Origin of the sequence: Paraliomyxa miuraensis (assembly GCF_026337845.1) — a bacterium.
Taxonomy (GTDB): domain Bacteria; phylum Myxococcota_A; class Polyangia; order Nannocystales; family Nannocystaceae; genus Paraliomyxa; species Paraliomyxa miuraensis.
The window spans coordinates 1-13,231 of record NZ_JAOVZF010000161.1; the positions used below are offsets into that span (position 1 = coordinate 1).

Here is a 13,231-nt window from a genome sequence, read left to right on the forward strand (position 1 = left end):
GTCGAGGTCCACAGGGTCACGAAAGAAGGTTTCGTGCTGCTACATGGCAATCCTCCTTCTCCAAGCTTCATGGCGCACTCAGAAGGTTCGCAAGACGCTCCACCTCTCCGATTTCTTCGTTGCCAACGACAATCAGTCGGAAAAGATGCTTGGAGACGAGTTGTGGCGGTTCCTCCAAGCTGTGACTGGCCAAGAGATCGTACGGCCCCACCAGGATGAAAAGGGCATGCAGGCGGCCTGGTCCGCAGCGCTACGGTCTTCGTGTATGTCGCGTCAAGTAGGAGCAGCCATAGTCTCGAAGCAGGGGGAACTACTCTCCGTTGGGACGAACGACCCTCCCTCGCCCAAGGGAGGACTCTACGCCGACGGCGGCGAACCAGACCACCGTTGCTTCAAGTGGCCCAGCGACGACCCTCACTGTCGCAACGATCGAAAGAAGAAGGAGATCTACCAGGAGATCTTCGAGAAGCTCCAGAGCACCAAGATCACCCCGAAGAACATCGACCAGGAGGTCGAGGCCCCCCTTCTCGCTCCTGCTGCGTCGATCGAGGACCTGGTCAAGGCGCTGAAGTCCACCCGCATTCGAGACCTCATCGAATTCTCCCGCGCCATCCATGCGGAGATGGACGCACTCCTTGCCATCGCGAGAGAAGGCACCGCCAAGTCGGAAGGCGCGACCTTGTACTGCACGACCTACCCTTGTCACAGCTGTGCACGACACATCGTCGCAGCGGGGATCAACGAGGTCGTGTACATCGAACCCTACGACAAGAGTCTGGCCAACGAGCTACACAGTGATGCGGTCAGGGACGTTTCGGTCGTGGACCAACCGGTCGATCGCAAGAACGACCCGCGAGTGGTCTTTCGTCTCTTCGGTGGAGTCGCCCCTCGTCGATTCACCGCCCTGTTCGAGAAGCGACGCGACCTCAAGGATGGCGACGGACTGCGAGTCGACCTCGCCCACCGCGTTGCGCATACGGACCCCATCCTCAAGGGAAGCTTCCTGACATTGGAGGATGACGTGGCGGCAAGCGTAGCCGAGGCCCTCGAAGGGGGTAGCCATGCATGACCGGAGAAAGCCCCCCCCCCTGCGGGTCGTGGAGGGAGAAGGCCGAGCCCAGCAAAGCACGAGACGAGGGCAGCTACTCGAGGTGCGGGGGTCGGCGGCCATCTCTCCAAACGGTCAACTGGCGCTGCCGGGATTCCAATCTGGCCGAAACCCGGTCCTCATCTCGGGCTCCCTCGCATCGTTGGCCCTGCGCCCCATTCGGGAGTTCCTCCGGGAACTGCAGGTTCGAAGGATCATCGACATCCGCATTGCTCCATCCTTCTTGCGCCTCGGCCTACCGATGCCTGCGTTCCAGCACATGCTCCAAGAGCTGGGGATCACCTATTCTCACTTCTCGAGCCTGGCCAACCGTTTTGCCGGGCTGTCTTCGCATCCAGAGCTCCTCCGCTCGCGATTCACCCGCTACCTCGAAGATAGAGACAACGAGATCCGCGAGCTCCGAGCGCTCCTCGACGAGGGCCCCGTGCTGTTGATCGGCGCCGATCCCCCAGGGCCGAGCTCGGACCGAGACATCGTGCTTGGCGCCCTAGAGAGGATCGGGCCCCGCTTCGAACTCCAGTATCTTGCTGATCCTTGAGCTGCTCGGTGGCTGGCTCAGGGATCCGCAGCCCCGGCTGCCGAGCCATCGCCCACCGCTCCCTTGCGCTGGTAGAGGTCGACCGCCTTCTCGTGCTCGGCCACCGTCTTGCTGAACTGGTGCGTGCCGTCGTTGCGCGAGACGAAGTAGAGGAAGCGCGACTTCTTGGGGAAGAGCACGGCCTCGAGCGCGTCCTTGCCCGGATTGGCGATCGGCCCCGGCGGGAGCCCCTCGTGGGCGTAGGTGCTGTAGGGATTGTCCTTGTCGCGCAGATGGATCGTCCGAATGCGCCCCTCGAACTTCTTGCAGGCCTCACTCTTGTCGGCAGGCACGACGCAGCCATAGACGATGGTGGGATCGGTCTGCAGCAGCTTGGGCGAGAAGCCGGGGAAGCGCAGGCGGTTGAGGAACACCCCCGCGATGAGCGGCCGCTCGTGCTTGGCCGCCGTCTCCTTCTCGACGATGGACGCGAGGATCACGATCTCGTGATCGCCCCAGCCGAGCTGGCTCTCCAGCTCCTTGGCCTCGACCCGATGGCGCCGACGCAGCTCGGCGAACACCTGGCGATGCCGCTGCACCATGCGAGTGATCACCTCGCGCGGCGAGGCCCCGGCGCGGAACTTGTAGGTATCGGGGAACAGATAGCCCTCGGCCGTGGGCCCGGGGATCTCGAGCTCGGCGAGCAGCTCCGGATCTCGCATCGCCGCCTCGAGCTCGGCCGCGTCGCCCAGGCCTGCTTCGGACAGGAGCGCGGCGACCTCGAGGATGTTCTTGCCCTCGGGAATGGTCGCGCTCAGCTCCTGGCTCCTCTGCTTGCGTGCGAGCTCCTCGAGGATCTGCGCCGGCGTCATGTCGCCACGAAAGTGGTGCGGGCCCGCCGTGGTCTTGCGCGCGGCCCCTTCGTGCAGCACGTAGAGCTTGAAGTAGCCCGCTTCCTCCTCGGCGATCACTCCGTGCTCCACCAGCAACGCGAGCACCTGGGGAAAGGAGGCGCCGCTGGGGATCTCCACCTCGATGATCTCCGCGCTCCCGATCCCGGGGCGATCGGGATAGGCGACCAGCCGCGTATAGGCGCGATGGAGCGCCCAGGCGGCCAGGCCCAGGCTCACGAGCACCACCACGAGCGCCCAGCGCTGGATCCTTCGCGAGCGCCGCGGCTTCCACCACGGGTGCCGCCGACCCCGGGAGGCGGCCGCGCTCACGTGCGTGCCTCCGCGGGGCGCTGTGCATCGAGCCAGCCCTGCAGGATCACCTGGGCCGCGACCGCGTCGATCTTCTCCTTGCGACGCTTGCGAGACACGTCGGCCTCGAGCAACGCCCGCTCGGCCGCAGCCGAGGAGAACCGCTCGTCCCAGGTCACCACCTCCACGCTCGGCCCGGGCAGGCCGTGCAGCCGCTCTCGCAGGGCCTGCGCCAGACGAAGCACCCGGCGGGCCCGGTGCCCCTCGCGTCCGTCGAGCTCGAGCGGCAGGCCCACCACCACCCGCCCCACCTCGCGCGCCTGGATCCGCACCACCAGCTCGCTCACGTCCGCGGCCTCACCGCGCCGAGCCAGGGTCTCCCACGGGCAGGCCACGATTCCGTCGGGGTCGCTGAGCGCCAGCCCGATGGTTCGAGCACCAACGTCGAGGGCAAGGGCCCGCATGGAGCGCGTTGTAGCACGGGCGGGGCTTGGGCATGCTCCGCCTCGGCATGCCGTCGCTCGCACGATCCTTCGACCCGAGGACCCAAGCTTCCCCCGCTTCGAGACCGCATGGGGCCTTCGTGGGCGCGATCGGCCTGCTGATGACGATCTCGGTGGTTGGTTGTCCGTCGCCAGCCCCTCGACCGACGCCGGCCACCGCCGAGCGACCGCCCGCACCCGAGGCCAAGGTCGAGCCCACGCCGGCCGAGCCCGAGCCCCGGCCGCTGGCGCCCCCTCCCCCCGTGGATGCGGGCCCTCCCCTGCCGGCCGCGCTGACCGCCGCGAACTCCCCCATGCAATCCCTGTGGCGCGCGCTCGAGAGCGTGGACGGCGGAGACAGTGACGCACTGGGTCCGATCCTGCGCCCCGACGGTCGGTGGTTTCCTCCGGGGAGCGTCGCCGAGTCGGTGTCGGGGTCCGATCTCCCCCGGGCCATGCTGCCGTGGACGGGCCCGAGCGTGGAGATCGACGTGCGACGGATGATCGACCTCGGTGGGCCGTTCGTGGCGCAGGTCGCCGTGACCGAGCCGCCGAACCGCCACGAGCTCGTGCTGATGGTGATGCCGCGGGGCGACGGAATCGGGGCCATCCACCACCATGGCGATCCTCTCGGACCGATTCGGCTGGGCTCCGATCCATCGGAGCCCATGGACCTCGGGCCCCTGGGCGAGGTGGCGCTCGAGCGCGGCAAGCCCAACCCCGACGCGATCGCCCTCGTCACGGACCTGACCGAAGCGCTCGATGGGCGCAAGGACGACGCGGCCCGGGCGCGGCTGGCCGAGACCGTGGTGCTCCACGACATCATCGCGCGTCGCACCCGGCGAGGCCGCGACGCCTATCTGGCCGGGTTCCAGGCCACCATGGGGGACTCGGGGCACCTGACGATCGCGCGGAGCCACTCGGCGGCGGGCTGGGTCGTGGTCGAAGGCGCAGTCCACGGGCGTGAGCCCAGCGCCGAGAACCCCCAGGAATTCGGTTTCGCCGACGTTCATCGGGTGATCGACGGCGCGATCGCGGAGACCTGGCACTACGTCGATCGGCGAGGTCGCCCCCGCTCCCCGCGGCTCGATCCCTGAATGTCCGTGCACGTTTGCGGCCTTCCGTTCGACCAGTCGAACCGACAGGCACGCACACCGCCCACCCGCTCGGACGAGGCCTCGGTGAGCGCCCCCTCGGATGGCGTTCGCCCAGCCGTCCAACTGCGATAGCATCAGCGCTCCACCCGTGAGCGACGTCCGGTCCAATCCATCCGAGGTCGATGACGAGATGCTGCCGCGCGGGGTGCCCAACCTCAGCGGCACCCTCGTCGACGGACGCTATCAGATCGGCTCCATCCTCGGCGCGGGTGGCATGGGTGCCGTATTCGAAGCCCAGGACACACGACTGAGCCGTCGCGTTGCCCTCAAGGTGCTCAAGCCCACGCTGATGCACCGCGACGACTACGTCGAGCGGTTCAAGCGCGAGGCTCGAACGGCATCCAACATCCGCCACCCCAACGTGGTGGGCATCTTCGACTACGGCAGCATGCCCGACGGCACGGTCTATACCGTCATGGAGCTGCTGGTCGGGGAGGACCTCAGCACTCGCCTCAAGCGCATCGGTCGCATGTCGTGGCCGGCGTCGCGTTGGGTCCTGGTGCAGGTCGTGCGAGCACTCCACGCCGCGCACTCGCAGGGCGTGATCCACCGCGACATCAAGCCCGCCAACTGCTTCCTCATGGGCCCCGAGGGGCAGGAGCTGGTCAAGGTGCTCGACTTCGGCATCGCCAAGCTCGACCAGCTCGAAGAGGGAGACCGCGCGCTGACGGGCACCTCCGAGATCCTCGGCACCCCGAGCTACATGGCGCCCGAGATGGCCCGCGGCATCACGGCCGACGCCCGCTCCGAGGTCTACTCGATCGGCGTCCTCGCCTACCGAATGCTGGGTGGCCAGGTGCCGTTCGACGGCAACAATGCGTTCGACGTGCTGCTGCAGCACGCGACCCAAGCCCCTCCTCCGCTGCAGAGCAAGGCGCCCAATCTTCCGCCGAAGGTGGTCGAGCTCGTCCACCACCTGTTGCAAAAGGATCCGAGCGCTCGCCCGCAGACCATGCAGGACGTGGAGCGTCTGCTGCTCTCGCTCGACGAGAACGGACAGCCGTGCAATCCCGCCACGCAGTCGGTGTACCCGGTCGCGCCATCGGCAAGCTCGTCGACCTCCATGCAGCGCAGCAGCGTGGGCTCGGGGATCCATCCCACGCCTTCCGGCTCGCTGATCCCAGGGCCACCCACCCCGGGGCCCATGCAGCGAGACCTCGCCGCCCCCGGGTTCACCATGCCTCCACCCGGCGGGGGACCAGCCCGCGGGCGCACCCTCGGTCCCCCTCCGAGCCCACCCCCTTCGTTCGGCCGCCCCGCCGCCCCGCCGCCCCGCCCACCCGGCGCGAGCGGGCCGAGCTCGCCAACGCCGAACAAGACCGCACCACCCGAGCCCGGGTTGGGCACGGCCAAGACCGTCTTTGCCCCCGCCCCCGCCTCGCATCGCCCAAGCCCACAACCCTCGGGGGCGCGTCCCGGTCGGCCGGCCGCCTTCAGCAAGCCGGCCGCGCCCAAGCTCGATCGACCCGGGGGAGCCAAGCCGAGCTCCGCCTCGCGCAGGCCCGCGGTGGCGGAGCCCGAGCCCGAAGATCGCACGATGCTCGCCCCGTCGCCGGTTGCGCGACCCAAGGGAGCCGGCACGCCCCTCGATCAGCCGTCGGCCAGGCCCACGCTGCCACCGTCCACCGCGGCTCCGTATCCGCAGGCGGGCGTCGACCGCACCATGATGGTCGACGCCCCGTTTGCGCGACCCAAGCCTCCTTCCGCCGCCACGCCAGCTCCCGCGCCGTCGTATCCGCAGGCAGGCATCGACCGCACCATGATGGTCGATGCTCCGTTCGCGCGACCCAAGCCTCCTTCCGCCGCCACGCCAGCGCCCACGCCCTCACCCGCGCCGTCGTATCCGCAGGCGGGCATCGACCGCACCATGATGGTCGATACTCCGCTCACCCGGCCCAAGGACGACTTCGCCGAGGGGGCCGAGCGCACCATGATCCACCCGCCCGCCGGTGAGGATCTGGCGGAGCGCACCATGATCCATCCCCCATCGGCGGCGATGGGCGGACTCAGCGAGGACGAGCATCGACCCAAGCGCACGCTGATGCTCGACGATCCCTTCGCGGGAGCGGGTACGGATCGCACCATGATCCTCGACTCGGGCAACGATCCGCTCGAGCTCGACGCATCCGACTTGGTGCAGGTCGGCGGCACGCAGGTCGTCGACATCAACGAGGTCACCAAGGCGGCTGCACTCGCGGCCGTCGGCATCCAGGCCCCGCCTGCGGGTCCCCACGGATTCGCGCCGAACCCCGGAGCCGAGGTCCAGCATCCGATGCCGGGCGGGCCCAACAACCTGCTGCATTCCTCTCCGGGGATCGAAGCCTACGAGGAAGAATCCGAGCCGATCGGCAGCGGGCGCTGGGTGATGTTGGCCCTCGTCGGAGCGCTGGTCGCCATCGGTGCGGGTGGCTTGGTCGCGTACATGTTGTTCGCGGGTGACGACACGGAGGAGACGGCCAAGGCCGACGACCCCAAGCCCGAGGAGACCAAGACCGACGAGACGAAGGCCGAGGCCAACGCCGACGCCGACGCCGACGCCGACGATGGCAAGGCCCCGGCTGCGGACGACGGCACCCCGGCCGCCGACGATGGCACCCCCGCGGCCGACGATGGCACCCCCGCAGCCGACGATGGCACTGCGGCCGACGATGGCACCCCGGCCGGCGACGACGGGGCCGAGGCCGGCGACGATGGAGCCGAGGCCGACGACGACGGAGCCGAGGCCGACGACGGAGCCGAAGCCGACGATGGAGCCGAAGCCGACGACGGCACCGAGCCCGATCCCACGCCCAAGCCCAAGCCCAAGTCGACCGAGCCGACCAAGCCCAAGGGTCCTGCCCCCGACGGCACCGTCAAGAAGCGGGTCGCCAAGGCCGCCGCCAAGAAGTGCAGCCCCGGCAAGAAGTACACGGTCTCGTTCATCATCGGACCGGAAGGGACGCTCAAGCTGCCGAGCGTCTCCCCTCGGGACTCCACCGGCGACTGCATCCTCGAGATCGTACGCAAGGCCAAGTTCCGCACCCGCCCCTCCAACACCCGCGACCAACTCACGGTCCCTTGAGCCCACACCCCGGCCAGTCGTCGGCCAATCCGTCGGTAGGCCGCTCCTCCTCGCGCCCCGCGCAGGGTGATGCACGTGGGCGACTGTGCGCCGTCGTGTGCGGTCGCGATGCATCGTCTCTGGTCGAAAACGCGCCAAAGACCCCCTCAGGACGATTGTGGGGGCTTTGTGCAGGTGTTTTCATGGGTCGAGTCCGGTGACGATCCAAAGCCACCCCCTCGAGCTCACGCCCGGTGAAGTGCTCGACGGGAAGTACCGGGTCGAGCGGCTGCTGGGCGTGGGCGGCATGGGGGCCGTCTATGTCGCCGAGCGCATGCCGCTGCAAGACAAGGTCGCCATCAAGTCGATCTTGTCCTCGCAGAACACCGAGGCCAATCGCGTCCGCTTCCTGCGCGAGGCTCGAGCCGCCACCAAGATCCGCCACCCCAACGTGGTGAAGATCTTCGACTTCGGCGAGCCCCCCGGTCGGCCGCCGTACATGGTCATGGAGTACCTCGCGGGGCCGACCTTGGCCGCGGTGATCCGTGACTACGCGCCCATGCCCCTGGCGCGCGCACTGTGGATCTTCTCGGGCCTCTGCGCCGCGGTCGAGGCCGGGCATCGCCGGGGCGTGGTGCACCGCGACCTCAAGCCGGGCAACGTGATCCTCTCGCGAGCCGACGACGGTCGCGAGACGGTCAAGGTCCTCGACTTCGGCCTGGCGAAGGTGCTGATGGAGACCGAGGTCTCGGCGCTCACCAGCCCCGGCACCATGCTCGGAACGTGCAGCTACATGTCGCCCGAGCTCATCGAGGCCAACAACGCCTCGACCGCCAGCGACATCTATGCGCTGGGCGTGATCCTCTACGAGATGATCACCGGGCGCTCGCCGTTCCGCGCCGACAACAACGCCGCCACCATCTGGAGGATCACCAACGGCGACTACGAGCGCCCGGCCGATCTCGTGCCCGATCTTCCGCAAGAGGTCAGCTCGGGGATCGAGGCCGCGCTCGCGCGCGAGCCCGGTGATCGCCCGCGCTCGCCCGAGGAGCTGGCCGCCCGGGTGGGAGCTCCGCTGGCTGCATCCGCATCGGAGCACGACCGCCCCCCGCTCGAGCTGGCGCGCTCCCGCCCGAGCCCCGGGACCGAGATCAGCGGCAGCGACATCCCTCGCCCCGATGGCCCCGCCAGCATGTCGCTCTCCGCTCCGGTGGCGAGCGACGTGACCACGGCCGACGTGAGCGTCAACCTCGACGGAGGCGAGCGCACCAGCGTGGCGCAGGTCCGCGAGGGCCTCGCGTTCTCGGAAGTCTTCGTGGGCCGGGCCAGCGACCTCGATGCGCTGCGCCGCGAGTACCGCATGACGCTCGACGGACGCGGGCGCATCGTGGTCATTCGCGGCGATGCGGGCGTGGGCAAGAGCCGCTTGCTCGAGATGTTCGGCGACTGGGCCCGCAGCCAGGGCGCGTTGGTGCTGCGCGGGCGCTTCTTCGCCTACGAGGGCGATCAGCCCCCGCCCTACGAGACGTTCTCGTGGATGCTGACCGCGCCCCCGTCCCACAGTGCGCCGCGGCGCACCCACCTGGCATCCGGCAGCAACTCGAACCCCGGCATCGATCCGGCGCTCACCCAGGACAAGTGGCGAGCATTCTCGGCGCTCACCCAGGGATTCTCCGATCGCGCGGTGGGGCGACCGCTGGTGCTCACGGTCGACGACCTGCAGTGGGGCACTGCGCTCGACCTCGAGTTCCTCGCCCACCTGCCGCAAGCGATCGACGGCCCGGTGATGGTGGTGGGCACCGGACGCATGGGCGCTCGAAACGAGCACCATGGTGAGCTCGACGCCTGGCTGGCGCGCCTGGGTAGCCAGCGCACGCTCTCGATGCTGCGGCTCGAGGGCTTCGGGATCGGCGAGGTGCGGGCGTGGTTCCAGGCCTGCTTCCCCGGGATTCGCATTCGCCCGCAGGACATCCGACGGCTCCAGCACGCGACCAGCGGAAACCCCTACTACCTCGCCGAGGTGGTGGGACAGCTGGTGCAGGCACGCCGAATCCAACGCAACCCCCATGGGTACTCGTGCAGCCCGCTCGACTCGGTGGCCCTGCCCGACACCGTGTACAGCGTCGTGCAAGCCAAGCTCGAGGGGCTACCCGAGGACCTGCGCTCGGTGCTCGAGACCGCCTGCGTGGTCGGTGAGGAGTTCGGCTTCGAACTGCTCCGTGCCGCCACCGCGATGGAGGAAGACGCGCTCGAGGTCCTGCTCGAGCGTGCGGTCAAGCTGAACCTCTTGAGCGAGGACGTCCGCTCGCCCGCCTCGGACTTCCGCTTCGACACCACCACCCTCCGCAGCGTGCTCTACGACGGCCTGAGCCGACGTCGCCGACGACGCCTGCATCGCACCGTGGTCGACGCGCTGCTGCGGCTCCACGGCGACCAGAAGGCCGATCGCATCTCTCGCGTGCTCTGCTACCACTACCACGCCGTCGAGGACCACGAAGAGACGCTGCGGTGGGGCTTGCGAGCGGCCGAGGACACCCTTGCCCACTACGATCACGACCACGCCGAGCTCAGCCTGCGACGGGCGGCCGAGGCCGCCGAGGCGCTCTCGGTGCTCGGCAAGCCGGTGCCCACGCACAGCACCATCGAGCTCGATCGCCTGACCGGCCTGCTCTACGCCCGCATCGGCCGGCTCGAGGAAGCCGACGCCGTGCTCCAGCGCGCGCTCGAGCTCGCCGACGGCCACCCCGACGACGAGGGCGTGGACGCCCAGCGGCTCGACATCATGCTGAGCCTCGCGGGCTGCCAGCTCAGCCGGGGCCTGCTCGAGGTGAGCATCGATCTCGGCCAGATGGCCATCGAGCTCGCCGAGCTGCTCGGCGATCGCCCACGCGAGCTCGAGGCTCGCCTGCGCACCGCTCGGGCCGCCGCCGCGCACGGCCAGCTCGACAGCGCCGCGCTGTCCGTCGAGCCGATCATCGACAGCGCCGAGGGGCCCGAGCTCGCGCCGATGCGCGTGCTCGCCATGGCCGAGCTCGCCGCGATCCACACTCAACAAGGAGCCCTCGAGCGGGCCCACGATCTCGCCCAGCGAGCGCTGACCCTGGCGGGTGAGTGCCACGACCTCCAGGCCGAGTCGCGGGCCACCAGCGTGCTGGGCGAGGTGCTCCTCGAAGGAGCCGACCTCGAGGGCGCGGCTCGCCACCTCGAGCGAGCACTCGAGCACGCGCGCAGTCTGTCGCTGCGTCGCCGCGAGGGCCACGAGCTGCACCTGCTGGCCGTGTGCTCGCTCCAGCAGGGCAACCTCGACGAAGCCGAGGCCCGCGCTCGCGAGGCGCTCGCGATCTTCCTCGAGATCCACGACCTGGCCTCCGAGGGCGACTGCCGCGTGAGCCTGGGCCGCATCCTGCGAGCCGCCGAGGCCACCGAGGACGCCATCGAGATGCTCGAGACCGGCCGCGAGCTGTGTGCCACCGTCGGCCGCCGCGTCTACGAGGGTCAGGCCCTGCTCGAGCTGGGACTCATCAGCACCGAGGACGGCAACCTGCCGCAGGCGCGCGAGCAGCTCGAGCGCGCCAGCACCCTGTTCGGGAGCATCGACTCGCTGCACCTTTGGCGCTCCGAGCTGGGCCTCGCCAAGCTCGCCCTCGCCGAGGGCGATCGCCCGCGCGCCGCCACCCATGCGCGGCGGGCCGCGCAGCTGGTCGACATCCAGCGCTCACGCCTGGGCCATGCGCTCGACCACGAGGCGTTCGACCGCTCGGTGTCCGAGCTCCGCGAGACCCTCGACAGCCTCATGAGCTGAGCCGGGCGCCCGCCTGCGAGCACGGCACGCGCACCGGCCGGGCTCGAGCCCGACCGGCGTCGTTGGTGGTGGTGCGAGAGCTACGGGCAGCTCAGGCCGCACTCGCTGGCCACCTCGCCCACGCAGATCCCATCCCACGAATTGCTGCAACAGAACGCATCCACCGCACAGATCGTGGTCACGCACGGGTGGCAGCCGGCCGCGAGCGCAACCCCGGTCTGGCACACGAGGTGGGCACACGCGGGCGAGACGCAGGTGGCCAGCCCGCACACCGACGCCACCTCGTCCACGCAGATCGCATCCCACTGGTTGTTGCAGCAGAACGCATCCACCGCGCACACCTGGGTCACGCACGGATCGCAGCCGTTGACCTGCGGCAGGCCGGGCGACGTGCACAGGCCGAAGGGACAGCCGCAGCCATCGTCGGCCACGCCATCGCAGTCCTCGTCGAGGCCGTTGCCACAGATCTCGGCGCCCGGCCCCATGTTGCCCGAGCAGATCAGCGCACCGCCCGAGCACGACAGCGTGCCAGGGCCGCAGACCCCGGGCTGACCCGTGTTGCAGGCACCGCCGCCCCCCGGGTTGCCGTCGTCGACCACACCGTCGCAGTCGTCGTCTTGGCTGTTGCAGACCTCGCTCGACGGTGCCGTGTCCGGCACGCAGGAGATCACACCACCGCTGCACTGGTTGGTCCCGGCCGAGCACACCCCGGGCATGCCGGTGTTGCACGCCCCTCCACCACCGGGGTTGCCGTCGTCGGCCTCGCCGTTGCAGTCGTCGTCGAGGCCGTTGCAGGTCTCCGGCATGGCCATCATCACCGGGTTGCAGGCGATCGCTCCCCCCTCGCAGGCGGTCACCCCATCGGCACACACCCCGGACATGCCCGTGTTGCAGTCCTCGCCCGCGCCGGGATCACCGTTGTCGGGGACCCCGTCACAGTCGTCGTCGAGGCCGTTGCAGGTCTCGTCCTCGGGCACGCAGCCCGTGTCGGGATCGGGGCCCGTGTCGGGATCGGGACCCGTGTCGGGATCGGGACCCGTGGGGTTTGGACCATCATCGGAGCCGTCGCTGGTCATCACCCCGGTGTCGTTGGAATCGAACGTCGTCACCCCCGTGTCGGCGGTGTCGTTGGTGGTCGAATCCCCTCCGAAGGAGGTGAGGCTGGTGAAGCCACCGGGAGACTCCCCGCTCGCACAACCAAACGAGATCAACATCGCCGCGAACGGCACCCAACGAGCGCGCAGGAGCAAGGCCACGGCGAAATGATAACAGCGATGCGGCGGCCGATGGATGCGGGTTGCCATGGAATGGGCGACAGCGCAGCCTCCGCAAGCCAGCGGCGTCGTTCGGCGCCGAGTCTCGGAGCGAGGCTCACGAGCTCGGGAGCGCCGAGCGCCTGCGAAGCCACCAGGCACAGACGACCGCGATCACGATCTCCGCGCCGAGCCACACCCACTGCAGCCGATCGGGGCTGCCGTCGAGCACGAAGCCCACGGCGCGAGCCAGGCCGATCCCCACCATCAGCCACATCAGCCACGACACCACCCGCTGCGCACGGGTTTGCCGCTGAGCCCAGCCGATGGCGAGCCCCACCCCCAGCAACGCGCCACCCCAGCTGGCCCGCAGGTTGATCATCTCCGAGGACGTCGCAGCCGGGCGGCCGAGGAACTCTCCCACCTCGACCGGCGAGGCGATGGCAGCGATCGCCGCTGCGATCACGATGAGAGCGAACACGAGTCGGAGCCGCACGACCCGGATGATAGCGCGACCGGGCCGCCGGCGTGGGTCCAAGATCCGGCTCGGGGCCCGATGCGCAGACCGATCGCACCGACACCAGCGCGAGCCATGCGGATGTCGAAACGATGGGGACCACCGCGGGGGCTCGGATGTTCCACTCGGCTGGTACCAGAGCCCCCACGAGGC

General features: G+C 69.4%; 9 protein-coding genes. 5 read left to right on the plus strand and 4 right to left on the minus strand.

All coding sequences use genetic code 11. From position 1 onward, the window contains the following. Both OEB96_RS35505 and OEB96_RS35510 read left to right on the plus strand, forming a co-directional pair. Positions 1–1,069, plus strand: a 1,069-nt coding sequence (locus OEB96_RS35505; protein ID WP_266221305.1) for a deaminase, incomplete at its 5' end; no start/stop codon positions are given. After that, entirely contained in the window at positions 1,062–1,646 is a 585-nt protein-coding gene (locus tag OEB96_RS35510; protein WP_266221306.1) for a DUF488 family protein, read from the plus strand. The genes OEB96_RS35505 and OEB96_RS35510, both read left to right, overlap by 8 nt. Before the next feature lie 17 nt (positions 1,647–1,663). Here the strand turns inward: OEB96_RS35510 and mltG are convergent, their stop codons facing one another. Together mltG and ruvX are read right to left on the minus strand one after the other, a co-directional pair. Then, entirely contained in the window at positions 1,664–2,848 is a 1,185-nt protein-coding gene (mltG, locus tag OEB96_RS35515) for an endolytic transglycosylase MltG (protein ID WP_266221307.1), read from the minus strand. Next, a complete protein-coding gene (ruvX, locus tag OEB96_RS35520) occupies positions 2,845–3,291 on the minus strand; it encodes a Holliday junction resolvase RuvX (protein WP_266221308.1) in 447 nt (148 codons plus the stop codon). Before ruvX ends, mltG begins: the two co-directional genes overlap by 4 nt. Positions 3,292–3,410: 119 nt before the next feature. Between ruvX and OEB96_RS35525 the strand changes: the two genes are divergently transcribed. The 3 genes from OEB96_RS35525 (at position 3,411) to OEB96_RS35535 (ending at position 11,308) form a co-directional block, all read left to right on the plus strand. Next, positions 3,411–4,406 carry a nuclear transport factor 2 family protein gene (locus OEB96_RS35525; protein ID WP_266221309.1) on the plus strand — a complete coding sequence of 332 codons (996 nt, stop codon included), beginning with the start codon at positions 3,411–3,413 and terminating at the stop codon, positions 4,404–4,406. A 148-nt stretch (positions 4,407–4,554) separates the two neighbouring features. Beyond that, positions 4,555–7,527: a serine/threonine protein kinase gene (locus OEB96_RS35530; protein ID WP_266221310.1), complete on the plus strand. Its 2,973-nt coding sequence runs from the start codon at positions 4,555–4,557 to the stop codon at positions 7,525–7,527. A gap of 196 nt (positions 7,528–7,723) precedes the next feature. Beyond that, positions 7,724–11,308, plus strand: a complete 3,585-nt coding sequence (locus tag OEB96_RS35535; protein WP_266221311.1) for a serine/threonine-protein kinase — start codon at positions 7,724–7,726, stop codon at positions 11,306–11,308. An 80-nt stretch (positions 11,309–11,388) separates the two neighbouring features. Here the strand turns inward: OEB96_RS35535 and OEB96_RS35540 are convergent, their stop codons facing one another. Together OEB96_RS35540 and OEB96_RS35545 are read right to left on the minus strand one after the other, a co-directional pair. Continuing rightward, complete coding sequence (locus tag OEB96_RS35540) at positions 11,389–12,564, minus strand: MopE-related protein (RefSeq protein ID WP_266221312.1); 1,176 nt, start codon at positions 12,562–12,564, stop codon at positions 11,389–11,391. Positions 12,565–12,679: 115 nt separating this feature from the next. Then, positions 12,680–13,057, minus strand: a complete 378-nt coding sequence (locus tag OEB96_RS35545; protein ID WP_266221313.1) for a DUF4345 domain-containing protein — start codon at positions 13,055–13,057, stop codon at positions 12,680–12,682. Positions 13,058–13,231: the final 174 nt, after the last annotated feature.